Raw genomic sequence first — 23,809 nt, 5'->3', positions numbered from 1 at the left:
CCAGGCTGTTGTGCATCCGGCCCTCCGATCAGGCAAGGTGGGACCGACCATCACCATGCGGACCGGGGCGGCGGAGGAGCGGCAGTGCCGAAGCGGGGCCGGGGCCGACCCGGGGGCGGCAAGAAGGTCAGGGGCGGCAGGCCGCCCAGGCCGGTGCCGAGGAAACAGCTGCTCCCGAGCGAGGCCCCGCCGACCGAGGGTCTGCTCGGTTCGGCCGCGCCCCCGGTCGAGCAGCAGACCGTCATCCCGCTGGCTCCGGCGCCGCAGCAGACCGAGGGCCTGCTCGGCCCGGTGGAGTCGGCCGAGCCGGTCTGGAACCCCGAGGACACCCTGACCCCCGAGGTCTGGAAGGCGGTCGGCTTCAGCCCGCCGACCGGGATCGCGGTCCCGATGCTCCGTCAGGGCGCGCCGGGCGAGGCCCCCTGGCCGGACCGGATGCGCACCCTGCTGCGCACGCCGATGGCCGAGCGGCCGGCCTACGAGCGGACCCAGCGGGAGCAGAAGCCCGAGTCCGCGGTGAAGCGGAACGTGCCGCGGGTGCTCGACCTGACGCTGCGGATCGGCGAACTGCTGCTGGCCAGCGGCGAGGCCGCCGAGGACGTCGAGGCGGCGATGCTCGGCATCGCGCACGCCTACGGCCTCGACCACTGCGAGCCGCAGGTCACCTTCACGCTGATCGGCATCTCCTACCAGCCGTCGCTGGTCGAACCCCCGGTCACCGCCGACCGGGTGGTCCGCCGCCGGACCTCCGACTACACCCGGCTGGCCGCCGTCTATCTGCTGGTCGCCGACATCACCGCCGAACGGCTGACGGTGAACGACGCCTACCGGCGGCTCGCCGCGATCCGCCGCAACCGGCACCCGTACCCGGGCTGGCTGCTCGCGCTGGCCACCGGGCTGCTGGCCGGGGCGGCCACCTTCCTGGTCGGCGGCAAGCTGGACGCCAAGGCCTGGCTGGTCTTCGCCAACGCCTTCGTGGCGGCGATACTCGGTGACCGGCTGGCCTCGCTGATCGCCCGGCGCGGGCTGCCGGAGTTCTACCAGTTCGTGCTGGCGGCGATGCCCGCCGCGGTCTCCGGCATCGTGCTGTCGCTCAACCACCTCGGCCTGCGCGGTTCGGTGGTGATCACCGGTGGGCTGTTCGCGCTGCTGCCGGGCCGGGCCCTGGTGGCCGCCGTGCAGGACGGTCTGACGGGTTTCTACATCACCGCCGCCGCCCGCCTGCTGGAGGTGCTCTACCTGGTCGCGGGCATCGTGATCGGCGTGATGCTGGTGCTCTACGCGGGCTCCAAGCTCGATCCGAACCTGAATCCGAGCGAGAGCCTGATCGGGATCAGCCACCCACCGGTGCAGCTGGTGGCGGCGATGGTGCTCACCGCGGCCTTCGCGATGCTGCTGCAGACCGACCGCAGGATCCTGCCGCTGGTCACCCTGAACAGCGGCATCGGCTGGTCCACGTACGGGGTGCTGGCCTACAACGCGCAGGTCTCGCCGATCGTCGCCACCGGGCTGGCGGCCGGCCTGGTCGGTCTGTTCGGCCAGCTGATCGCCCGTTACCAGGCGACCTCCGCGCTGCCGTACGTGACCGCCGCGCTCGGGCCGCTGATGCCCGGTTCGGCGATCTACCTCGGGATGCTGGCCTTCACCCAGAACAATCCCGTCGGCGGCGTGGTGCAGGTCGGCCGGGCCGCCGCGCTGGCGCTGGCCCTCGCGGTCGGGGTCAACCTCGGAGGGGAGATCGCGCGTCTCTTCCTGAAGATGCCCAGCGACCTGCCGGGCACCGGGGGCCTCGGTACGGCCGGTGAACGGCTCGCCCCCTACCTGTTGGTGCCGCGCCGGGCGGCCAAGCGGACCCGCGGTTTCTGACCCCCGGTCACTGACCCGGGGTCAGGACGGAACGAAGGTACGAAGCATGATCGAGGCCCTGCTGGACGGCTACCGGACCCACATCGTGGCCGCGCACAAACAGCCGCTGTTCCTGCTGCTGGTGGGCTTCATCCTGTCCTTCGTGCTGATCCGGGTCAGCGTCCGGATGATCCGGGCCAACGTGCGCTGGTGGCCGGGCAACATCACCCCCGGCGGTCTGCACATCCACCACATGGTGTTCGGCCTGGGCTTCCTGCTGCTCGGCGGGATCGGGGTGTTCGCCACCAACGGCGCGGCCCCGTGGAGCGACTGGTTCGGCCTCAGCTTCGGCATCGGCTGCGGTCTGGTGCTGGACGAGTTCGCGCTGATCCTGCACCTGGACGACGTGTACTGGAGCGCCCAGGGCCGGAAGTCGGTGGACGCGGTGATCTTCGGCATCCTGTTCACCGGGCTGCTGCTGACCGGGTACGTGCCGCTCGGGGTGGTGCCCGGGCAGGACACCAGGTGGGGCCTGGTCGCGGTGATCAGCGTGAACGCCGCGGTCTCGATCGTCGCGCTGTTCAAGGGCAAGGTGTGGACCGGGCTGCTCGGCATCATGGTGCCCGGCCTGTCCTGGATCGGCGCGGTCCGGCTGGCCCGGCCGACCAGCCCCTGGGCGCGCTGGCGGTATGCCAACCGGCCCCGGCGCAGGGCGCGGGCGGTCCGGCGTGAACGGCTGCTGCACGCCCGCGCGGACCGCGCGCGGACCTGGCTCTTCGACCTGATCGCGGGAGCTCCCGACAAGGTGCCCGCCCACCACACCGCGACCCACCGGGTCGCCGAGCGGATGGCCGCCCGGGCCACCGCGCACCTGGACGCCCACGAGGCCAGGGCGCTGGCCCGCCGCTCCGCCCGGCTGGCCGACCGCCGGGCCAAGCCGGCCGTCCCCGGCCCCGCCGCCGCGCCCGAGCGGACCGCACCGTCGGTGGCCCGCCGCCGGACGGTCCGGGCCGGCCGGGCCCGGACGTACGCCGTCCGGCCCGCCGCACCGGCCGGGCCCGAGCCGCACGCCCCGTACCGGCGCCTGCGGGCCGCGGCCCCCCGGGTGCCGCACCCGGTGGCCAGGCGCCCGCACTGACGGCCGGTCCGGCCGGGCGCTCGGACCGGGGCGCTCGGGCCGCCGGGCGGAGTGCGCCGGGCGCCGCTGCCCGAACGGGGCAGACAATCCGACATCTCACCCGCCCGGCCGCGTGGGCCTGGCGCTGAGCCACCGTCAGGTCTGAAACTATGACAACGAGTGACCGATTTATCACTTGATGGGATATTTGATCCACCGTCAGCCGTCGCGAGAGGGGCACCCCGTGGCTCGCAGAATCCTCCCGACCCTCCTGCTCACCCTCTCCGGCCTGTTCGGCCTGCTGCCCGTCGCGGGCGCGGCACCCGCAGCGCCCGGCATCGCCGCCCCGGCCGACGAGCCGTACCCCAGCACCGACGACATCGCCGCCGCCCAGGCCGAGGAGACCGCCAGGGCCGCCGACACCGCCGCGATCGAGGCCCGGCTGACCGCCGCCCAGACCGACCTGGAGCGGGCCGGCCGGGAGGCCGAGCAGGCCGTCGAGTCCTACAACGGCGCGCAGGCCCGGCTCACCCGGGCCCGGGCCGAGGCGAGTCGGACCGGAGCGCTGGCGGCGGTTGCGGCGCAGGCCCGGGTGGTCGCCGCCGACCGGGCCGCCGAGCTGGCCGCCGAGACCTACCGGCAGGGTGCCAGCGCCCAACTCTCCGCCCTGGACGCCCTGCTGGGGGCCGACGGGCCCCGGGCGATCGGTGCCCAGGCCGCCGCCATCGGCATGGTCGGCGCCCGGACCAAGGACATCCTGGACACCGCCACGACCACCGCCGCCGAGGCCGCCCGCACCGCCGAGGCGGCCGGGGCGGCCGAGGCCGAGGCGGTGTCGGCGGCCGCCGCCGTCCGGCTGGCCAAGGAGCAGGCCGAGGCCAGGCTGGCCGCCCAGCAGACCCAGGTCGCCGAGATCACCACCCGCCGGGAGCAGCTGCTCACCGCCCTGGCCGCCGCCCGCAACACCACCCTGGACCTGGAGCGGCAGCGCCGGGAGGCCCTGGAGGCGCTCGCCGCCGCCCGCGCCGAGGAGGCCGCCCGGGCCGCCGCCGCAGCAGCGGCGGCCACCGAGGCCGCTGCTGCCGCCGCGGCCCGTCCGTCCGCCGACTCGGTGGCCGAGTCCCCCTGGTCGGCAGGCGGTGCGGAGGCCGCCATCGCCTTCGCCCGCTCCAAGATCGGACTGCCCTACATCTGGGGCGGCGAGGGCCCGGCCGGCTACGACTGCTCCGGGCTGACCATGATGGCCTGGCGCCGCGCGGGCAAGAACCTGACCCACTTCGCCGCCGACCAGTACGCCGAGTCCACCCCGGTCGGCTACGCCCAGCTCCGCCCGGGCGACCTGGTCTTCTGGACCGACACCGGCCGCGCCCGGGACATCCACCACGTCGCCCTCTACATCGGCGACGACCAGATGATCGAGGCCCCCCGCCCGGGCACGGCGATCAAGCAGGCCAGCCTCTGGATCATGGGCCGCCCGGACTTCTACGGCCGCCCCTGACCCCGCCCCTTGCAGGTCGGCCCGGCGCCGCACGGCGAGCAGGCCGGACCGGTTGGACCGGTCCGGCCTGCTCAGCTGCCCCCCGAGGGTGTTACTTGCCGGTCTTGCTCAGGTCGACCGCGGTGGTCTGGCTCGCGGTGACGTTCACCCCGTAGTCGGGGTCGGTGGTGGTGGCCTGCGCCGTGACCTCGACCTTGCCGCGCTGGAACGGGGTGGTCCCGGTCGGGTCGGCGGCCGCGCTCCAGGCCACCGGCGCGCCCGGGGTGCAGCTCACCGAGGTGGAGTAGGCGCCCCGGATCAGCACCCGGTTCTTCACCTGGGTGACCAGTCCGGCGACGGCGACCTGGACGGGCTTGTTGCAGGTCACCGTGCCGTGCACGGTGGCCTTGCCGTTCAGCGAGCTGGCGGTGCCCTGGACCGCGATGCCCAGGCCGAGGTTGAGCTCGGCCGGCGCGACCGGGTTGGTGATGTGCACCTCGCCGCGCAGGGCCTCGGCGCCGCCCTCGCAGTGCTGCTCGTAGCTGGCGTCGAGGGTCTGCAGGTAGCCGTGCGGGCCGAAGACGAGGTTGCTGACGGTGAAGGAGCCGGTCAGCGTGTTGCAGCCGCGGCCGTCACCGCTGATCTCGAGGCCGGGCCCGGCACCCTTGAACGGGGCCCGGGTGGCCCCGGTGTAGGTGCCGGTGTGCAGCTGCTCCCCGGTGGGCGCCGCCAGGTCCAGGCTCCACCAGTTGCCCTGGTAGCCGTTGACCGAGACGCTGACGGCGCTCCGGTCCTCGTTGGAGTAGACCGTGAGCCGGTCCTTCGCCGAGGTGGAGTAGTCGTGCTGCTGACCCTGGCTGATGTAGTCGCCGGGGTCGCCGTTGAAGCTGAGCGACCCCGAGCCGACACTCTGGGCGTGTGCGGCGCCGGCGGTCAGCGCGGTGGTGCCGACCGCCAGGGTGAGAGCCAGACCGAAGCCGGCGACCACCCGGCCGAGCGGTCGGGCGGCGGACAGGAATGCCTTCATGATCTTCCCCCAAGAACACCGAAGTAGACGGGCGCGGCTGTTCCGCGATCGCCGACGCGGAGTCTTCCACGAGGGGGGTGCCCGATCAATTAATTATTACTGAACGAGGATTGACGAATAGTCAGTCATGTGCGCGCTCTTCCGTTTACGCCCCGGGTGGGGGGAACGCCGTATATCGGCGGTCTGCTCCCGGTCAGATGTCCCGGAAGGTCTCGATGGCCGCGCCGATCGAGTTGAGGCGCTCCGCCAGGTCCTCGTAGCCGCGGTTGATCACGTAGACGTTGCGCAGCACCGAGGTGCCCTCGGCGGCGAGCATGGCGAGCAGCATGACCACGGCCGGGCGCAGGGCCGGCGGGCAGACGGTCTCGGCGGCCCGCCAGCGGGTCGGGCCCTGGACCATGACGCGGTGCGGGTCGAGCAGCGTGACGGCCGCGCCGAGGCGGGTGAGGTCGGTCAGGTAGATGGCGCGGTTGTCGTAGACCCAGTCGTTGATCTGGGTGGTGCCGTGGGCGGCGGCGGCGATCACGGCGAAGAACGGGACGTTGTCGATGTTGATGCCGGGGAACGGCATCGGGTGGATCCGGTCGACCGGCGCGGTCAGCTTGGACGGACGGACCGTCAGGTCGACCAGCCGGGTGCGGCCGTTGCGGGCCGGGTACTCGGGGGTGCGGTCGTGGTCCAGGCCCATTCCCTCCAGCACCGCGAGCTCGATCTCCAGGAACTCGATCGGCACCCGACGGATGGTCAGTTCGGAGGAGGTCACCACGGCGGCCGCGAGCAGGCTCATCGCCTCGACCGGGTCCTCGGCCGGGGCGTAGTCCACGTCACAGGTGATATCGGCCAGGCCGTGCACGGTGAGCGTGGTGGTGCCGATGCCCTCGATCCTGACCCCGAGCTGCTCCAGGAAGAAGCACAGGTCCTGGACCATGTAGTTCGGGCTGGCGTTGCGGATCACCGTCACGCCGTCGTGCCGGGCGGCGGCCATCAGCGCGTTCTCGGTCACGGTGTCCCCGCGCTCGGTCAGCACGATCGGCCGCCCCGGCGAGACCCCGGCCTCGACCCGGGCGTGGTAGCTCCCGTCGGTGGCCGCCACCTCCAGGCCGAACTGCCGCAGCGAGGCCAGGTGCGGCTGCACCGTCCGGGTGCCCAGGTCGCAGCCGCCCGCGTACGGGATCCTGAACTGCTCGGCCCGGTGCATCAGCGGCCCGAGCAGCATCAGCACGCTGCGGGTCCGCTTGGCGGCGGCCTCGTCCATCGAGTCCAGGTCGAGCCGGGCGGGCGGGGTCAGTTCGAGGTCGCGGCCGTCGTTGGTCCAGCGGGCCTTGACGCCGATCGAGGCGAGCACCTCCAGGATCCGGTAGACCTCCTCGATCCGGGCCACCTGGCGCAGCGTGGTGCGACCGGTGGTCAGCAGCGAGGCGCAGAGCAGCGCGACCCCGGCGTTCTTGCTGGTGCGGACGTCGATCGCGCCGCTCAACTGCCGCCCGCCGTCGACCCGCAGGTGCATCGGGCCGGCGTAGCCCAGCGAGACGATCTCGCTGTCCAGCGCCTCGCCGATCCGGGCGACCATCTCCAGCGTGAGGTTCTGCTGGCCCTTCTCCATCCGGTTGACCGCGCTCTGGCTGGTGCCGAGGGCCGCCGCGAGCTGGCCCTGGGTCTTGCCCTTGTGCTCGCGGGCGGTGCGGATGAGACCGCCGATGCGCTGGAGGTAGTCGTCGCTCATGGGGCAGACGATATCTCATATATGAGATGAAGGAAGGGCGGAGGGAGTCCCGAGAAAACCGGATGCCGCTTCTGACGCCGCGTCGTACGGTGACCCGATGGGCAACGCGCGATCCGACAACACGGACATCCGGTACATCACGGAGGACGAGCTCCCGGCCTGGGACCGGGCGGTGGCGCGCGGGTTCCTGCGGCCGCACGTCGCCGAGGGGGTCGAGTTCCGCCGGCTCCAGTTCGAGCCGAACCGCTTCCAGGGCGCCTTCGACCCGTTCGACCCGGCCCGCTGCGTGGCCACCTTCCGCAGCTTCGACACCGAGCTGACCGTTCCGGGCGGCGGCACCGTCCGGGCCGACGCGATCACCGGGGTGACGGTCAACTCCACCCACCGCCGGCGCGGACTGCTCAGCCGGATGATGACCACCGACCTGGCGGACGCGCACCGGCGCGGCTGCCCGGTGGCGATCCTGATCGCGGCCGAGTACAACATCTACGGCCGGTTCGGCTTCGGCCCGGCCACCGTCAACAGCGGCCTGCGGATCGACGTCCTGGAGTCCGGCGGCCTGCGTGCCGAGCTGCCGGAGAGCCCGGGCGGCCGGGTGGACTTCGTCACCATGGCCGAGCTCCGCGAACTCGGGCCCGACCTGCACGAGCGCTGGCGGCGCACCCAGCCCGGCGCGATCGCCCGCAAGCCGTACTGGTGGCGGCTGGCCACCGGGGAGGCGACGCTGCCCGGCTTCGACTGGAAGGAGCCGTTCGCCGCCCTGCACCGGGACGCGAGCGGCACGGTGACCGGTCTGATCGTCTACCGCCTGGACGACAAGTGGGACGGCCCGGCCCCCGACTGCACGCTCACCGTGGCCGACTTCGTCGCGCTGGACGCCCCGACCGCCGTGGCGCTCTGGCGGCTGGCCTTCTCGGTGGACTGGGTCCGCACCGTCGAGATCACGAACCTCGCCCCGGACGACCCGCTGCCGCTCTGGCTGAACGACCCCCGGATGGCCAGGCCGGGCCCGGAGTGCTCCGACTTCACCTGGCTCCGGGTGCTGGACGTCCCCGCCGCCTTCGCCGCCCGTCGGTACGGCGCACCGGGCCGGACGGTCCTGGCGGTCACCGACCCGTACGGCTGGGCCGACGGCCACTGGGCCCTGGAGGTGGCCCCGGACGGGACCGGCCGCTGCACCAGGACCGAGGAGCCCGCCGAGCTGGCGCTCGGTGCGGGCCCGTTGGGCAGCCTCTACCTGGGCGCGGAGACGCTGCCCCGGCTGGTCGCGGGCGGCCTGGTCACCGAGTTGCTCCCCGGCGCGGCGGCCCGGGCCGACCTGCTGCTGCGCACCCCGCTCCGGGCCTGGAACCCGGACGGCTTCTGACCCTCCGTCGGGTCAGGACTTCGTCCGGCCGATGGTCGGCAGGATGAAGTCCTGGATCAGCCCCTTGGCGTCCCGGACGATCGGGCGGAACACCCGGTAGCGGGAGAGGGTCAGGATCCGGGCCGCCATCGGGGTGGAGCGGCGGACGAACTCGCGGGTCCGCTCGGTGTCCGGGGTGCGGTCGAAGACCCAGTACAGGACGACCACCATCAGGTGCAGCCAGAGCAGGTCGGGCAGCAGCTCGACCAGCTCGGCGTCCAGCTTGCTGCTCAGGTCGGAGCCGGCCAGCACCTCGCGGAACAGCTCGACCGCCGTGGCCCGGGCCGGGTGCGAGTCGTTGGAGAACGGGCTGAGCGAGCTGTTCGGGTCGGCGGCGGTCCGGAAGAACTGCGAGGCGAAGGTGTGGTACTCCGCCGCGCAGTCCAGCCAGGAGACCAGGGCGATCTCCAACCGGTCCGCGAAGTCGGTGTGCCCGGCCATCCGCTCCCGGGCTTCCCGGGCGTGATCGTGCGTCATCAGGTCGTAGAAACCCTGGATCAGGAATTCCTTCGACTCGAAGTAGTAGTAGGCGTTGCCGACCGAGACCCCGGCCTCGGCGGCGATCGCCCGCATGGTGGTCTTGTCGTAACCGCGCTCCTTGAACAGCCGCATCGCGGTGTCCAGGATCAGGGCCCGGGTCTGCTCGCTCTTGTCGGTCTTCGGCCTGGCCCGACCGCCCGGCAGTTCGGCGTTGCCGGGCTCGCTCGGGGCCGGCACCGGGTCCGTGACGTCCTTGGGCTGCTCCACGCCTGTGGAGCCTACCTTGGCGGGCCGATGTGACAGGCTCGGTGGCATGCCGCACGAGATCCGACCAGGTACCGCCGCCGACGCCCCGGCGGTCGCCGCCCTGCACAGCGCGAGCTGGCTGTCCGCGTACACCGGGCTGGTGCCGGCCGAGGCGCTCGGCGACGGTCTGGCCGAGGAGCGCCGCGAACTCTGGGAGCTGCGGCTGGGCGTGGACTACGGGGAGCCCGCCAACACCCCGCTGCTGCTGCTCGCCGAGCGCGCGGGAGAGCTGGACGGCTTCGCCTACCTGGTCCCGCAACCGGACGGCCGGGTGCTGCTGGACAACCTGCACGTCCGCCCCGGCCGGACCGGCGGCGGGATCGGTGCCCGGCTGCTGGCCGCCGGGCGGGCGCACTTCCCGGACCGCACCCTCTACCTGGAGGTGCTGCAGGCCAACACCCGGGCGATCGCGTTCTACCGGCGGGCGGGCGGGGTGCGCACCGGCGACCGGATCGGCTGGTTCCCCGGCGGGCACCGGCTGCCCGAGTACGAGTACAGCTTCCCGGTCACGCCGCCGACGCGCTGAGCTCCGCCACCGGCCGGGCGCCCAGCCGGCGGTGGCCGGCCAGCGCGGTCAGCAGGGCCAGCCCGGCGGCTCCGGCCGGCAGCAGGAAGCCGGTGCCCGGCGCGGCCCGCTCGGCGAGCATCCCGCCGACCGCCGCCCCGGTGGAGATCCCGATCAGGATGCCCGCCACCGCGACGCCCATGGCCTCGTTCAACTGCCGGGCGGGCAGCAGCTCCTGAACCATGGTCATACCGGCCACCATGGTCGGTGCGGTGCCCGACCCGGCCACGAACAGCGCGGGGCCGAGCACCGCGAGCCCGGCCCCGGAGACCCCGGCGGCCAGCGGGAGCAGCAGCAGGACGGTCATCGCCGCCACCCCGAGCAGCAGCCGCCCCGCACCGCCGATCCGGCTCCGGACCAGGCCGAAGGCCAGCCCGGAGACGCAGGACCCGGCCGCCACCAGCGCCAACAGCCCACCGGCCAGCGGCTTCTGGCCGAGCGAGTCGGCGTACGCGATGGTGCTGACCTCCGTCGAGCCGAACACCACCCCGGTCGCGGCGAACACCAGCACCAGCACCCGCAGTCCGCCGTGCCGCAGCGCGCCCCGGGTGGGGACGGCCGCCGGTGGCTGCACCGGCGGTTCGGTCCGCCGCTGGGCGGCGAACAGCAGCAGGCCGCCGCAGCCCAGCACCCCGCCGACCAGCAGCCCGGCCTCCGGGAAGAGCGAGGTGCAGAGCAGCATGGCGAACACCGGACCGCCCATGAAGCAGAGCTCGTCCAGCGCCTGTTCCAGGGAGTTGGCAGCGTGCCGGGCCGCCGGGTCGTCCCGGTACAGGTGGGCCCAGCGGGCCCGGGCCATGCCGCCCAGGTTGGGGATCACCGAGGAGGCGGCGCAGCAGAGGAAGAGCGTCCAGGCGGGTGCGCCGAAGTGCGTGCAGAGCAGCAGCCCGGTCATCGGCCAGACCGCCAGCAGCACGCCGGCGAACGAGACCCTGGCCTGCCCGTACCGGTCCACCAGCCGCCCGCTCAGAGGCAGGGCGAAGGCGACCGCGAGCACGCCGGCGGCCGAGACCGCCCCGGCCAGCGCGTACGAGTCGCGGCGGGTGGCGATCAGCACCACCGTGCTGACCCCGGTCATCGCGAAGGACAGCCGGGCGAACAGCCCGGTCAGCGTGAAGGCGAGCGCGCCGGGGGCGGCGAACAGGCGGCGGTACGAGGCGAACACGGAACTCCTGGGGTGGGCGCGGGGTGTGCGCCCAGCCTTCCGGCCGCGGTCCGGGCCGGTCCAACACCTGTTCGGCCCGATTGACACAGCTGCGGTGTCAATACGGTGGTCTAGGGTGCGGGAATGCCTCGTGACCTGCACCCGCGTCTGCTGCGCGGCTTCGCCGCGACCGCCGAGACCCTGCACTTCGGGCGGGCCGCCGAGCGGTTGCACGTGGCGCAGCAGGCGCTCAGCCGGGACGTCCGGGCGCTGGAGCTGGCGCTCGGGCTGCGGCTGTTCGACCGGAGCACCCGCAGCGTGCGGCTGACGCCGGAGGGGGAGCGGCTGCTGCCGAAGGTCCGGCGGTTGCTGGCCCTGCACGACGAGCTGCTGGCCGAACAGTCCGGCCACCGGCCGCTGTTGGTGGACCTGAACAACGACGTGACGGGGGACGACCTGACCGCCGTCCGGCTGCTCGCGGCGGCCCGGGCGGCGCGGCCCGAGCTGGAGCTGCTGGCCCGGTTCCACGGCGGGCTGACCGCGGCGGCGGCGGAGCTGACGGCCCATCGGCTGGACGTCTCGTTCGGGAGGTTCGCCGGCCTGTCGGCCGGTCTGCGGTCGGAACTCGCCCAGCTGCCGGTCCGGTTCGAGGCGATGGCGGTCTTCCTCCCGCTCGGCCATCGGCTGGCCGCGCTGTCCGAGGTGCCGCTGAGCGCGCTGGCCGGGCACCCGGTGGACATCTGTGCGGGGAATCCGGCGACCACCGAGTGGACCGCGCTCGGGCGGCGGCTGCTGGACGCGCACGGTCTGCTCGCGGCGGCCCCGCACAGCCCGCCGGTCGGAGTGGAGGAGGTCGGGCACTATCTGGCCCGGCACGGTGAGGCGATGCTGACCACGACCGGCGGCCCCGGGATACCCGGGGCCGTCACCCGTCCGCTGGTCGATCCGGTGCCGCTCAGTCTGGTGAGCCTGGTGCACCGCCCGGAGCTTCGTCATCCGGGATTCACCGCGTTGCGCGAGGCGGTGGCCGAACTCGGCTCGCGCGAGGGGTGGTTGCGGCGTCCGCCGGTGAGCTGGCTGCCCGCCGAGGATGCCGCGCTGCTGGAGTGCTGAGCGCGGCTCAGACGCTCTTGACGGCCGAGATGTCGAAGCTGAGCTTGACCTTCTCGCCGATCAGCACGCCGCCGGTCTCCAGCGCGGCGTTGTAGGACAGGCCCCAGGCGGTGCGGTCGACCGTGGTGCTGCCCTCGAAGCCGACCCGCTGGGCGCCGTACACGTCCGTCGCGCTGCCGGTGTACTCCAGGTCGAGGACCACCTCGCCGGTGGTGCCCTTGATGGTGAGGTCACCGGTCATCCGGTACGAGTCGCCGTCCAGCCGCTCGGCCGAGGTGGAGCGGAAGGTGATCTCCGGGAAGGTCTCCGCCTCGAAGAAGTCGCCGGTGCGCAGGTGCTCGTCGCGCTGGGTGTTGCCGGTGTCGATGCTGGCGACCTTGATGGTCAGCGCGGCGGTGGAGTTCTCCGGCCGGCTGCCGTCCAGGTGGAGCAGGCCGTCGTGCCCGGCGAACTGGCCGCGCACGTTGGTCACCATCGCGTGGCGGACCGCGAAGCCGATCCGGCTGTGCGAGGCGTCGATCGTGTAGTCACCGGTCAGGTGCGCCAGGTCGGGCCCGGCCGGGGCCTCGGCGACGGCGGTGCCGGTGGTGGCGGCCTTGCTGGTGCGGTTGAAGATGCCCATGGCTTCTCCTCGGGTCGGAAGCCATTTGTTTAGGCTTCAACTTGTTGGCGTGCCACCACCATAACCCCGTTTCGTTCAATGTTCAACCAAGGCGCGCCGGAACTTCAGGCCCGGTCCCGCTCGACCGCCGCGACCAGCGCCAGGGCGGTACTGCCGTCCAGGCTCTCCCGGATGATGTCGGCGTGTCCGGCGTGCCGGGCCACCTCGGTGCACAGGTGGGTGAGGATCCAGCGGGCCGTCCGCCGGCTGTTCGGCGGGAACCAGGGCGCCTCCGGCAGTGCCGCGTCCACCTCCAGGTCGGGCAGCGCCCGGATCACCCGCTCGGTCTCGGCGGCCACCGCCTCGTACTGCTTCAGCCAGTCGGCCACGGATTCGCCGTCGAGCAGCCGGTGCTGGTCCTCCCAGGGCTGCTGCGGCAGTTCACGGCCCGTCAGGACGCTCTCGATCCAGTGCTGCTCGCAGGTGGTCACGTGCTTGAGCAGGCCGCCCAGGGACAGGCTGCTCGCGCTCGGGGTGGCCCGCGCCTGCTCCTCGGTGAGGCCGTGCACCGAGCGGCGCACCGCGCCCCGGTGTGCCTCCAGGAAGGCCAGCAGACCCTCGCGCTCACTGCTCTCCGCCGCCACCAGGACCACCATGTCGATCACCTTTTCGTCAGGCGGGTCACCCCCGCTCCGGTACGACCAAAGGTAGGCGGGAACTAGGTCAGATCCTGGCCGCTACGCACCCCGGTTAGGGTGAAACCCTGCTGCCGTTCCCGGGAGGCCCCGTCCATGTACGCCCTGCACGCGCTCTGGCGGGCCGACGGGCGGCTGGCGCTCTGGGCCGAGGACGCCCGCGCCTACACGGCGGCCCGGCTGCACCGTCCGTCCGGCGCCGCGGTGGCCGCCACCGCGCACCCGTTCGCGGCCCCGGCGGCCGAGGTGGCCCGGCTGCTGGCCGCCCTCGGCCCGGGCCCGGGCTGGCTCGCCGAGCAGGCCCCCGAGCGGTGGAGCACGCTCCGGCTGCCCGGTCTCGGCGGGGCGCCCACCCCCTCCCCGCAACTGCCGATCGGCGCCACCGGCCGGGGCCTCGCCCCGGCCTCCTGGCGGGTGCCGGTGCTGCTCTTCCCGCCGGCCGAGGCGGCCCAGCTGCTCGGTGGGCTGTTCGACCCGTACTGGTCCGGCGCCAGCATCGAACTCCCGGGTGTGGCGGGGTCGGTGGAGCTCGCGTACGGCGCCTCGCTGCGCTGGCTGACCGCCGTGCACGACCTGGCCTGGCGGCTGGCGGGCCGGGGCCGGGTGCTCCCGGTGGTCCGGGACCGGGACGGCGCCCCGTACGCCCACTGGCAGCCCGCCCCCGAGCGGGCCGACCGGCGGGAGCTGGACGCGCTGGTCCGGGGGTGTCCACCCGCCGTGCTGGCGGAGGGCCGGACCGGGGCCGTCGAGCTGGCCGCCGAACTGCTGGACCGCTTCGTCGACCACGAGATCAGGACCGCCCTGGACGGTACGGCGGTGCCCGCCGCCGACGGGGCTCCGGCCGCCTGGTGGGCCGCGCTGCACCGGGCGGACGGGCGGTTCGAGGCCCCGGAGGATGAACTCGCCGGGCTGCGCGAGCAGTTGGCGGTCTGGCTGGCCGGCTCGCCGCCGGCGGACAGTCCGGTCCGGCTCTGCTTCCGGCTCTCCGAGCCGCTCGGCCCCGCCGACGACGACCCCGAGGGACGGCCCGATGACGACGACTGGCGGCTCGACTTCCTGATCCAGGCGGTCGAACAGCCCTCGCTGCTCGTCCCGGCCGCCGAACTCTGGGACGGCGGACCGGCGTTCGCCGCCCTGTCCCGGCAGCTCGCCGACCCGGTGGAGAGCTTCCTGGCCGAACTCGACCGGGCCGCCCTGCGCCGGCCCGAGCTGCGCCCCGGCCCGGCCGGTGGCCGCAGGCCGACCGGCCTGCGGCTGGACCGGGCCGGCGCGCTCGACTTCCTGCGCAACGCCGCACCCGCGCTCACCCTGGCCGGGTTCGGCGTCCTGCTGCCGGCCTGGTGGCAGCGCAGGCCCGCGCTCGGCCTGGCCCTGACCGCCGCCCGGGTCGCACCGCCCGGCACCGTGGAGCGGGCCGCCCAGGTCGACCGGGACGCCGTGGTGGACTTCCGCTGGCAGGCCGCGATCGGCGAAGTCAGGCTCACCCAGCAGGAGTTGGCCGATCTCGGGGCGGCCCAGCAGGGCCTGGTCCGGCTGCGCGGCCGCTGGGTCGAGGTGGACGCCGGGCAGATCGCCGCCGCCCTCGCCTTCCTCGCCCGGCACGGCTCGGGCTCGCTGCCGACCGCCGAGCTGCTCCGGCTCGCCCTCGACCCGGCGGCCACCGTCGGCGGCTTCCCGGTCACCGAGGTCACCGCCACCGGCCCGCTCGGCGAGCTGCTGGCGGGCCGGACCGAGCAGACCGCCGCCCCCGCCCTGCCGCCGGACTTCGGCGCCACCCTCCGCCCGTACCAGGAACGGGGGTTGGCCTGGCTGCACGCCCTCGCCCGGCTCGGCCTCGGCGGGGTGCTGGCGGACGACATGGGCCTCGGCAAGACCGTCCAGACGCTGGCCCTGCTGGCCGCCGAGCAGCACGCGGGCACCGCGACCGGCCCGACCCTGCTGGTCTGTCCGATGTCGCTGGTCGGCAACTGGCAGCGCGAGGCGGCCCGGTTCGCGCCGATGCTCCGGGTGCACGTCCACCACGGCAGCGACCGCGGCGAGCTGCCGCCCGCCGACCTGGTGATCACCACCTACGGGGTGCTCCAGCGGGACGTCCGGACGCTGGCCGGCGTCCGGTGGCGGCGGGTGGTCGCGGACGAGGCGCAGTACGTCAAGAACTCCGCCACCGCCCAGTCCAGGGCGCTGCGTTCGCTCCCGGTGGCGGTGCACCGGATCGCCCTCACCGGCACACCGGTGGAGAACCGGCTGGCCGAGCTGCACGCCGTCCTGGACTTCGCCAACCCGGGCCTGTTCGGCAGTACGGAGTCGTTCCGGGAGCGGTTCGCCGTCCCGGTCGAGCAGCACGGCAGCGCCGACGCCGGGTCGCGACTGCGGCGGCTGAGCGGCCCGTTCGTGCTCCGCCGGCTGAAGAGCGACCCGCTGATCGCCACCGAGCTGCCCGCCAAGCAGGAGATCACCGTCTGGTGCAACCTCACCGCCGAACAGGCCGGGCTCTACCAGGCGGTGGTCGCCGACGTGCTGCACCGGGAGCAGGGCATCCGGGGCGTCGAGCGCAAGGGCACCGTGCTGGCGGCGATCGGCAAGCTCAAGCAGGTCTGCAACCACCCGGCCCAACTCCTGCACGACCGTTCGCCGTTGGGGGACCGCTCGGGCAAGGTGGCCCGGCTGGAGGAGCTGCTCACCGAGGCGCTGGCCGAGGGCGACCGGGTGCTGGTCTTCACCCAGTACGCCGAGTTCGGCCGGCTGCTCCAGCCGCACCTGGCCGAGCGGCTCGGCGAGGAGGTGCTCTACCTGCACGGCGGTGTCCCCAAGCACCGGCGGGAGGAGCTGGTCGCGCGGTTCCAGGCCCCCGGCGGCCCCCGGGTCTTCCTGCTCTCGCTCCGGGCCGGCGGCACCGGGCTCAACCTCACCGCCGCCAACCAGGTCATCCACCTGGACCGCTGGTGGAACCCGGCGGTCGAGGACCAGGCCACCGACCGGGCGTTCCGGATCGGCCAGCGCCGGGACGTCCAGGTCCGCCGCCTGGTCTGCGTCGGCACCGTGGAGGAACGGATCGGCGAGCTGATCGAGGCCAAGCGGGCCCTCGCCGAGTCCGCCGTCTCCACCGAGGAACAGTGGCTCACCGGCCTCGACCCGGGCACCCTGCGGGAGTTGGTCACCCTGTCCGCCGACGCGATCGGAGCCGTCTGATGGAACCCGACCCGGCAGCCCGCTTCTGGGACGGCGAGTTCACCCTGCGGGCCGCCGCCCCGGCCGCCGCCGGGGAACCGCCGACCGCGGGCCTCGGCCCGGCCGGGATCCGGATCGGCGGGCGGGACCTGAGCGTCCTGCTGGCCGAGACGTACCGCCGGTTGGCGGACCCGGACGGCAGCGTCGGCTGACGCCGGTTCAGCCCTGTGCTTTGGTAAAGTGCCGGTCTCGGCAGCACACGACCCGACCCCGGAGGTGACACCCATGACCGCTCGTCCCGTACGGGTGCTCTCCTCCGTCGCCCCGCCGCACTGACCGGCTGGCCACCCGAGCGCCCTTCGTCCGCTCGAAAGGCCGCCGTCATGTCGTACGCCACCATCGTCACCACCCTCCGGGCCGCCGGCTGCGTCTTCGCCGAGGACGAGGCGGACCTCCTCCTCGCCGGCGCCACCACGCCCGAGCAGCTCGCCGCCATGGTCGGCCGCCGGGCCGAGGGCCATCCGCTCGAACACGTCCTGGGCTGGGCCGGGTTCTGCGGCCTCCGGATCACCGTCACGCCCGGGGTCTTCGTGCCGCGCCGCCGTACCGAGTTCCTGGCCGGACTGGCCGCCGGCCTGCTCCGGCCGGACGGTGTCGCCCTCGACCTCTGCTGCGGCGCGGGCGCCGTGGCCGCGGTGCTCGCCGCCACCGTCCCCTCGGCCGAGCTGCACGCCGCCGACCTCGACCCGACCGCCGCCGACTGCGCCCGGGGCAACCTCCCGGCCACGGCGACGGTCCACCAGGGCGACCTCTACGCCCCGCTGCCCGTCGCCCTGCGCGGCCGGATCACCGTCCTGGTCGCCAACGCCCCGTACGTCCCCACCGCCGCGATCCCCTTCCTCCCGGCCGAAGCCCGCGACCACGAACCGCACTTCACCCTGGACGGCGGCCCCGACGGCCTGGCCGTCCAGCGCCGCGTCATCGCCGCCGCACCCCGGTGGCTCGCCCCGGGCGGCCACCTGTTGATCGAGACCAGCACCCGCCAGGCCACCGCCACGGCCGCCGCGATGACCGACCGGGGCCTGACGCCGACCCTGCACACCTCCGACCGGCACGACGCCACCGTGGTGGCCGGTATCCGGGCCGCCTGACGGCTCGGACCACTCAGACGGCTCGGACCGCTTCGGCCAGCACCTCGCGCAGGCGGTGGGCGTAGGCGCGGGGGTGGGCGAGGTTGCCGTTGTGGCCGCCGGGGAAGATCCGGACCGGTTCGTCGACCAACTCGGCCAGGGCGTCGGCGCAGCGGCGGTCGAAGACCTCCGGCGGGGTGCAGCGCCCGGCGGCCGGGACGATCCGGGTGGTGGTGCCGCGCAGCACCTCGGGGTCCAGGGTGTCCTGCACGACCGCACCGAAGTCGTGCCGGATGAAGTGGTCGAAGTTGGCGATCCGGCGGGCGTCCATCGGGTGCGGGGTCAGCCCGTCCTCGGTCGGCCCGTGCAGGTCGATGCCCAGCAGCCGTGCCATCTCGGGCAGCGTCGGGCCGAGGCCGTGCTGCCGGTAGTGGTGCTGAAGTCCGGTCAGCTCGGCTTCGTGCCCGGCCCGTTCGGCCGGCGGCAGCAGTCGCGGGGTGACCGGCTCGTGCGCGATCAGGGCGCTCAGCTGCCCGGGGTGCCGGGCCGCGACGTGCAGGCCGATCGAGGCACCGAGGCTGCACCCGAGCATCAGCGCGGGCCCGTCGGTGACGGCGGCCAGCAGCCGGTGCACGTCCTCGGCGTGCTCGGCCAGGCTCGCCCCGCGCTCCGGGTCGTCCGGCCGGCTGCGGGACAGCCCCCGCCGGTCGTAGGTGACCACGGTGTACGCGTCGGTGAGGCCCGCCACCAGGTCGGTGCTGCGGTCGGCGTCGCCCTCGCCGCTCTGCGAGACGAGCAGGACCGGGCCGCTCCCGCGCACCTCGAAGTGCAGGGTCGCGCCGGGGACGGTGAGGCTGGCGGTGGGCATGGCGGGTTCCTCTCCGGGCGCTGACGGTCCGTCCGTTGCGCCTGCCCTCACCGTAATACATCCAATTGGATGTATCAATAGAGATGGATCAATCTGGATGTACCTTGTCCCCATGAACGGAGTCGACCTCTTCCTGCTGGGCCGGACCTTGATGAAGATCGGTGAGAGCGCCATCCCGGAGCCCCCGGGCGGCGCCGCCGGCCGGCCCGGCAGCACCCGTACGGTCCTGATCGTCGCCACCGACGTCGCCGCCCACCCCGGCACCACCGCGAGCGAGGTCGTGGCCCGGACCGGCATCCCGCAGAGCCAGGTCTCCACCGCCGTCGCCCGCCTCAAGGAGGCCGGCTCGGTCGGTACCGCGCCCGACCCCGCCGACGGCCGCCGCACCCTGATCCACCCCGCCGCCGAACCGTCCGCCCGGGTCGCCGAGATCCGCGCGACCACCGTCACCGACGCGCTGGCCGCCGCCCTCGGTGACGGTGACCCGGACCGGCTGCGGGAGGTCACCGAAGCGCTCGCCGTGCTGGCCCGCCACCTGACGCCCGGCCGGTCCTGACGCTCCGTCATCCGGGCGCGAACCGCTCCACCGGCCGCCGGGGGGCGGTGAGTTCCGGGCGGTCCTGTCGGCTGCCCTTGATATACACGGAGCAACCACAAGGAGTGAGTCCCCATGCGTATCGTGATCACCGAGTTCGTCAGCCTCGACGGCGTCGTGCAGGCCCCGGGCGGGGCGGAGGAGGACACCGACGGCGGCTTCGCGCACGGCGGTTGGTCGCACCCGTTCTTCGACCCGGAGGTGGTCGGCGGCACCTTCGCCGACGCGACCGCCGAGGCCGACGGGCTGCTGTTCGGCCGTCGCACCTGGCAGACCATGGCGGGTGCCTGGCCCGAGCGGGCGGGCGACCCGTTCGCCGACCGGATGAACGCGCTCCCGAAGTACGTGGTCTCGGCGACCCTCGGCGACTCCGACCTGACCTGGGAGAACACCACCCGCATCCCGGGTGACCAGGCCGTCTCCCGCCTCCGCGAGCTGCACGCCGCCCCCGGCGGCGACCTGGCCGTGATGGGCAGCCCGACCCTGGTCCGGCTGCTGCTGGCCGAGGGCCTGTTCGACGAGCTCCGCCTGATCGTCATGCCGGTCCTGCTCGGCGGCGGCAAGTCGGTCTTCCCCGCCGACGGCGGCCTGCGCACCCTCGAACTGGTCTCCACGGTCACCAGCAAGGCCGGCGTGAACGTCTGCACCTACCGCCCGGCCGCCGCGAAGTAGCGGTCGTCCTTGCGATCGGGTCGGGCAGCTGCCGCGCCGACTTCCCGCCGGTCCCGTGACACGGCCGGACGTGACCTCCGTCACCCGGCGGCCGGTCTCTGGGAGGATCGCCCGCATGAACTGCGCAGCCCTGCTGGTCGATGCGTTCGGCCGGGTCCGTGAGTCCGTCCACGAGGCGGTGGCCGGGCTCGGTCCCGACGAGCTCGCGGAGCGCCTGGACCCGAAGGCCAACTCGGTCGCCTGGCTGGTCTGGCACCTGACCCGGGTGCAGGACGACCACGTGGCGGAGGTCGCGGGCACCGAACAGCTCTGGACCGCGGGCGGCTGGTACGACCGCTTCGACCTGCCCTTCCCCGTGGACGCCACCGGCTACGGACACACCGCCCGCCAGGTCGCGGCCCTCCGGGTGGACTCCGGTGACCTGCTCACCGGCTACTACGACGCCGTGCACGCGCACACCCTGGCGTACGTACGCGGGCTCGGCGGCCCGGCCCTGGACCGGATCGTGGACGAGAACTGGACGCCGCCGGTGATCCTGGGCGTCCGGCTGGTCAGCGTCGTCTCCGACAGCCTCCAGCACGCCGGCCAGGCGGCCTTCGTCCGAGGCATCCTCCGGCGGCGGTAGCGGAGGCCGTTCGCGGGGAGCTTGCTCCCGCTAGCACCCTGCTTGCAATTGCAAGCAGGGTCGGGCAGAGTGCTGGCATGGCTTCACTGAAGGTCGGCTCGCTCGGGGAGTACATCCGGGAGCAGCGGCGGAACGCGCAGTACTCGTTGCGCCAGCTGGCGGAGGTGGCGGGGGTTTCGAACCCGTACCTGAGCCAGATCGAGCGCGGGCTGCGGAAGCCGAGCGCGGAGATCCTGCAGCAGATCGCCAAGGCGCTGCGGATCTCGGCGGAGACGCTGTACGTGCAGGCCGGGATGTTGGAGGAGCGGCAGGGTGAGGGGCTCGAACTCCGGGCCGCGATCCTGGCCGATCCGTTGATCAGCGAGCGGCAGAAGCAGGCGCTGCTCGCGGTCTACGACGCCTTCCTGAAAGAGAATCAGGAGAGCGTCGGCGAGCCCGGGGAAGCAGCAGAGGGACAGGCCGACCGCCGGACTGTCGAGGGATAGCAGGAGGACCGGTCATGCCGATCACCGACGAGATCAAGAAGACGCTGAGCGACCCGACCCCGCTGTACGCGATCGCGGGCGCCGGGGACCTGGCGTACGAGAAGCTGCGCGAGGTGCCCGCCAAGGTCGAGGCGCTCGCGGCGGACCGCAAGGGTGCCCAGGAGAAGGCCACCGCCCGGTTCCAGGAGGCGCAGACCCGGCTGGTCGAGGCGCAGGCGAAGGTGACCGAGACGGTCTCCACGCTGCCGGGCGACCTGAAGGGGCTGCAGGAGAAGGCCCAGGGCTTCGCGCTCCAGCAGGTCGGCCTCGCGCTGGAGCTGGCCGTGAAGGCCAAGGAGGCGTACGAGGAGCTGGCGGTCCGGGGCAAGGCCGTGGTGGAGGGCCAGCAGGCTCCCCAGCAGGAGCAGCCGGCCGCCGAGGTCGAGGCCGTGGTGGTCGACCTGGAGCCCGAGGAGGTCCCCGCGTCGGAGTGGGCGCAGGAGGAGGAGCCGGAGCAGGTGCCGGTGGCGGAGCCCGCCGCCGAGCCGGCGCCGAAGCGGGCGCCGCGGGCCCGGAAGAGCACCGGCGACTCCGCGAAGTAGTCCGGGAGCAGTCCGGGAAAGCAGTTGCCCGAGCGGTAGCCGGGCGGCGGACGGGGCACGAACCAGGGGTACCGGTTCGTTGTCCCCGGTACGGCCGGCCGGCCGTGCCAGGATGGGCGACGATGTCGCCGGAGCCGCAGTGAGGAGTCCGCAGTGTCCGAGATTCTGAGGTTGGGCTACCTGGATCCGTTCTGGTGGCTGGCCATGGCGGCCGTGGGCTTCAAGCTGTTCGCCTTCGTGGACGCGGTGACCCGTCGGGAGGACGCCTTCCGGGCCGCCGACAAGAAGACCAAGACGTTCTGGCTGGCGATCCTCGGGCTGGCGCTCGGGCTCGACCTGCTGTTCGGTGCGGAGGTGTTCAGCATCCTGACCCTGGCCGGGCTGGCCGCCGCGATCGTCTACATGGTGGACGTCCGGCCCGCGATCAAGCAGCTGACGGACGGTCGGGGCAACGGCGGGAAGCAGAACACGGGGCCGTACGGGCCCTGGTGACGAGTCGTCACCGTCGATGGGGAGCAGCCGGGCGGCTGCTCCCCATCGACGTTTCAGCCCATGATCACCGGAGTGGGGTTGCGCTCCAGCAGCAGCACCGCGACGTCGTCGGTCAGCGCGCCGCCGTTCAGCTCCTCGACCTCGGCGATCGCGCTGTCGACCAGCCGGCCCCTGGTCAGGCCACCGGCCTGGTGGTCGCCGATCAGCTCGACCAGGCCGTCCTGGCCCAGGCGGCGCGAGCCCGCGCCGACCCGGCCCTCGACCAGGCCGTCGGTGTAGAGCAGCAGGCTCCAGCCCTCGTCCAGGATCAGCTCCTCGGCGGGCCAGCTGGCGCCGGGGTCGTCGCAGTGCAGCAGCCCGAGGGCCGGGCCGGCCTGGTCGGCGGAGAGCAGGGTCGGCGTGCCGCCGGGGGCGAGCAGCAGCGGCGAAGGGTGCCCGGCCAGGTAGAACCTGGCCCGCTCCTGACCGGGCCGGTCGGCCGGGGCGTCGGTCTCGGCGCGGACCGGGGAGTCGGGGTCGGGGTGGGCGGGGGAGAGCACCAGCATGCAGAGCGTCGCGAAGATCTCGTCGCTGCGCCGCTCGTGCTCCAGCACGTGCTGGAGCGTGGTGAGCAGGGCCTGCCCGGTCAGCCCGGCGAAGACCAGCGAGCGCCAGGCGATCCGGAGCGCGACGCCGAGCGCGGCCTCGTCCGGGCCGTGGCCGCAGACGTCGCCGATCACCACGTGCACCGTGCCGTCGTCCGTCCGGACCGCGTCGTAGAAGTCGCCGCCGAGCAGTGCCCGGCTGCGGCCGGGGCGGTAGCGGCGGGTGAAGGAGAGCCCGGCGCCGTCGAGCAGCGGGGTGGGCAGCAGGTGGCGCTGGAGGCGGGCGTTCTCCTGGCCGCGCAGCTCGGCCTCGACCAGGCGGCGCTGGGACTCGTCGGCCCGCTTGCGCTCCACCGCGTAGCGCAGCGCGCGGGCCAGCAGCGGACCGTCGGTCTCGTGCCGGATCAGGAAGTCCTGGGCCCCGGCCGCCACGGCGGCGGCACCCAGCTCGGCGCCGGCCGCGTCGGTGAGCACCACGACCGCCGTCTGCGGGGCGTGTTTGAGCAGCTCGCGCAGCCCCTCCAGGCCCTGCAACGGGCCGCGTTGGTCGGCCGGGTCGGCGAGGTCCAGCAGGACGCAGCCGAACTCGGTGTCGCGCGGGCGGCCTCGGCGGCCGGCCGGGCGGGTCAGCCGGGTGGCGGCGGAGGCCACCCCCTGGGCCCAGTGCAGCTCGATCGCCGAGCCGCTGTCGGTGACCAACTGCTCCAGGAAGGCCGCGTCGGTGAAGTCGTTCTCGATCACCAGCAGGCGGAACGGGGCGTCCGGGGTGCCGGCGACGGCGCGGGGGTGCGGTATCGGGCTGTGCCCGGCCTCGATCGCCTCCGCACGCGGGCTGCGTGCATCGGTGAGGGCGCCCGGCCGGTACGCGGCACGCGGTGCCCGCCCGTCTCCCGTTGCGGGCATCGGTCGGTCCTCCCTTTCCCCGACTGGGCAACGGCTGAGGTCCGCGCGCAGTGCCCGCTTGGCACCGTGTGTCGGGGAGCTTCCCGCGACCATAACGTGATCTCCGGAGTTTTCTCCGGCCCGGCGGCGACTCTGTGGCTATTGCCACGCGACCGGGGCCGGGCGGACGCTGACGGCGGGCACTGCGGCTGCGGTGCCCGGCAGGGAA

At 73.8% G+C, this 23,809-nt stretch carries 23 protein-coding genes; 15 read left to right on the top strand and 8 right to left on the bottom strand.

Features of this window, described 5'->3' with window-relative positions; all coding sequences use genetic code 11:
* Positions 1–84: 84 nt before the first annotated feature.
* The 3 genes from OHV05_RS15680 to OHV05_RS15670 all read left to right on the top strand — a co-directional run bounded on the left by OHV05_RS15680 (position 85) and on the right by OHV05_RS15670 (position 4,460).
* On the top strand, positions 85–1,866 hold the full coding sequence (locus OHV05_RS15680) for a threonine/serine exporter family protein (RefSeq protein ID WP_405018219.1): 1,782 nt from the start codon (positions 85–87) through the stop codon (positions 1,864–1,866).
* Positions 1,867–1,912: 46 nt separating this feature from the next.
* Entirely contained in the window at positions 1,913–2,983 is a 1,071-nt protein-coding gene (locus OHV05_RS15675) for a hypothetical protein (RefSeq protein WP_405018218.1), read from the top strand.
* A 223-nt stretch (positions 2,984–3,206) separates the two neighbouring features.
* A complete protein-coding gene (locus OHV05_RS15670; protein ID WP_405018217.1) occupies positions 3,207–4,460 on the top strand; it encodes a C40 family peptidase in 1,254 nt (417 codons plus the stop codon).
* A 91-nt stretch (positions 4,461–4,551) separates the two neighbouring features.
* On the opposite strand, the gene OHV05_RS15665 is transcribed toward OHV05_RS15670, so the two are convergent.
* Together OHV05_RS15665 and OHV05_RS15660 are read right to left on the bottom strand one after the other, a co-directional pair.
* Positions 4,552–5,466, bottom strand: coding sequence for a hypothetical protein (locus OHV05_RS15665; protein ID WP_405018216.1), 915 nt, complete (start codon positions 5,464–5,466; stop codon positions 4,552–4,554).
* Positions 5,467–5,659: 193 nt separating this feature from the next.
* Positions 5,660–7,189 (bottom strand): helix-turn-helix domain-containing protein, encoded by a 1,530-nt coding sequence (locus OHV05_RS15660; protein ID WP_403038149.1) that lies wholly within the window; start codon positions 7,187–7,189, stop codon positions 5,660–5,662.
* 97 nt (positions 7,190–7,286) lie between these two features.
* Here OHV05_RS15660 and OHV05_RS15655 point away from each other — a divergent pair, with 97 nt between their 5' ends.
* Positions 7,287–8,555, top strand: coding sequence for a GNAT family N-acetyltransferase (locus OHV05_RS15655; RefSeq protein WP_405018215.1), 1,269 nt, complete (start codon positions 7,287–7,289; stop codon positions 8,553–8,555).
* Positions 8,556–8,567: 12 nt separating this feature from the next.
* Here the strand turns inward: OHV05_RS15655 and OHV05_RS15650 are convergent, their stop codons facing one another.
* Entirely contained in the window at positions 8,568–9,341 is a 774-nt protein-coding gene (locus OHV05_RS15650) for a TetR family transcriptional regulator (RefSeq protein ID WP_405018214.1), read from the bottom strand.
* A gap of 46 nt (positions 9,342–9,387) precedes the next feature.
* On the opposite strand from OHV05_RS15650, the gene OHV05_RS15645 reads away from it, so the two are divergent.
* On the top strand, positions 9,388–9,906 hold the full coding sequence (locus OHV05_RS15645) for a GNAT family N-acetyltransferase (RefSeq protein ID WP_405018213.1): 519 nt from the start codon (positions 9,388–9,390) through the stop codon (positions 9,904–9,906).
* Here OHV05_RS15645 and OHV05_RS15640 read toward each other — a convergent pair.
* Entirely contained in the window at positions 9,887–11,110 is a 1,224-nt protein-coding gene (locus tag OHV05_RS15640; protein WP_405018212.1) for an MFS transporter, read from the bottom strand. The genes OHV05_RS15645 and OHV05_RS15640 overlap by 20 nt on opposite strands.
* A gap of 123 nt (positions 11,111–11,233) precedes the next feature.
* Here OHV05_RS15640 and OHV05_RS15635 point away from each other — a divergent pair, with 123 nt between their 5' ends.
* On the top strand, positions 11,234–12,202 hold the full coding sequence (locus tag OHV05_RS15635; protein ID WP_405018211.1) for a LysR family transcriptional regulator: 969 nt from the start codon (positions 11,234–11,236) through the stop codon (positions 12,200–12,202).
* Between the two features lie 7 nt (positions 12,203–12,209).
* On the opposite strand, the gene OHV05_RS15630 is transcribed toward OHV05_RS15635, so the two are convergent.
* Positions 12,210–12,824, bottom strand: coding sequence for a YceI family protein (locus OHV05_RS15630; protein ID WP_405018210.1), 615 nt, complete (start codon positions 12,822–12,824; stop codon positions 12,210–12,212).
* 104 nt (positions 12,825–12,928) lie between these two features.
* On the bottom strand, positions 12,929–13,459 hold the full coding sequence (locus tag OHV05_RS15625; protein ID WP_405018209.1) for a DinB family protein: 531 nt from the start codon (positions 13,457–13,459) through the stop codon (positions 12,929–12,931).
* A 135-nt stretch (positions 13,460–13,594) separates the two neighbouring features.
* On the opposite strand from OHV05_RS15625, the gene OHV05_RS15620 reads away from it, so the two are divergent.
* The 3 genes from OHV05_RS15620 to OHV05_RS15610 all read left to right on the top strand — a co-directional run bounded on the left by OHV05_RS15620 (position 13,595) and on the right by OHV05_RS15610 (position 17,817).
* Entirely contained in the window at positions 13,595–16,687 is a 3,093-nt protein-coding gene (locus OHV05_RS15620) for an SNF2-related protein (RefSeq protein WP_405018208.1), read from the top strand.
* The gene (locus OHV05_RS15615; RefSeq protein WP_405018207.1) at positions 16,687–16,878 is read left to right on the top strand and encodes a hypothetical protein; all 192 of its coding nucleotides are present in this window, start codon (positions 16,687–16,689) and stop codon (positions 16,876–16,878) included. Before OHV05_RS15620 ends, OHV05_RS15615 begins: the two co-directional genes overlap by 1 nt.
* 171 nt (positions 16,879–17,049) lie before the next feature.
* A complete protein-coding gene (locus tag OHV05_RS15610) occupies positions 17,050–17,817 on the top strand; it encodes a putative protein N(5)-glutamine methyltransferase (RefSeq protein ID WP_405018206.1) in 768 nt (255 codons plus the stop codon).
* A 13-nt stretch (positions 17,818–17,830) separates the two neighbouring features.
* Here the strand turns inward: OHV05_RS15610 and OHV05_RS15605 are convergent, their stop codons facing one another.
* Positions 17,831–18,664, bottom strand: coding sequence for an alpha/beta fold hydrolase (locus OHV05_RS15605; RefSeq protein ID WP_405018205.1), 834 nt, complete (start codon positions 18,662–18,664; stop codon positions 17,831–17,833).
* A gap of 112 nt (positions 18,665–18,776) precedes the next feature.
* Between OHV05_RS15605 and OHV05_RS15600 the strand changes: the two genes are divergently transcribed.
* The 6 genes from OHV05_RS15600 to OHV05_RS15575 all read left to right on the top strand — a co-directional run bounded on the left by OHV05_RS15600 (position 18,777) and on the right by OHV05_RS15575 (position 22,114).
* Positions 18,777–19,220: a MarR family winged helix-turn-helix transcriptional regulator gene (locus OHV05_RS15600; protein ID WP_405018204.1), complete on the top strand. Its 444-nt coding sequence runs from the start codon at positions 18,777–18,779 to the stop codon at positions 19,218–19,220.
* 114 nt (positions 19,221–19,334) lie between these two features.
* The gene (locus tag OHV05_RS15595) at positions 19,335–19,931 is read left to right on the top strand and encodes a dihydrofolate reductase family protein (RefSeq protein ID WP_405018203.1); all 597 of its coding nucleotides are present in this window, start codon (positions 19,335–19,337) and stop codon (positions 19,929–19,931) included.
* Positions 19,932–20,046: 115 nt separating this feature from the next.
* On the top strand, positions 20,047–20,556 hold the full coding sequence (locus OHV05_RS15590; RefSeq protein WP_405018202.1) for a DUF664 domain-containing protein: 510 nt from the start codon (positions 20,047–20,049) through the stop codon (positions 20,554–20,556).
* A 77-nt stretch (positions 20,557–20,633) separates the two neighbouring features.
* The gene (locus OHV05_RS15585; RefSeq protein WP_403038191.1) at positions 20,634–21,041 is read left to right on the top strand and encodes a helix-turn-helix domain-containing protein; all 408 of its coding nucleotides are present in this window, start codon (positions 20,634–20,636) and stop codon (positions 21,039–21,041) included.
* Positions 21,042–21,055: 14 nt separating this feature from the next.
* Positions 21,056–21,622, top strand: coding sequence for a hypothetical protein (locus OHV05_RS15580; protein ID WP_405018201.1), 567 nt, complete (start codon positions 21,056–21,058; stop codon positions 21,620–21,622).
* Positions 21,623–21,775: 153 nt separating this feature from the next.
* A complete protein-coding gene (locus tag OHV05_RS15575) occupies positions 21,776–22,114 on the top strand; it encodes a DUF2516 family protein (RefSeq protein ID WP_403038196.1) in 339 nt (112 codons plus the stop codon).
* Between the two features lie 53 nt (positions 22,115–22,167).
* Here the strand turns inward: OHV05_RS15575 and OHV05_RS15570 are convergent, their stop codons facing one another.
* Complete coding sequence (locus tag OHV05_RS15570) at positions 22,168–23,601, bottom strand: PP2C family protein-serine/threonine phosphatase (RefSeq protein ID WP_405018200.1); 1,434 nt, start codon at positions 23,599–23,601, stop codon at positions 22,168–22,170.
* Positions 23,602–23,809: the final 208 nt, after the last annotated feature.

Source organism: Kitasatospora sp. NBC_00070 (assembly GCF_045041205.1).
Classification (GTDB): Bacteria; Actinomycetota; Actinomycetes; order Streptomycetales; family Streptomycetaceae; genus Kitasatospora.
This window is presented reverse-complemented; position numbering and strand designations above follow the sequence as displayed.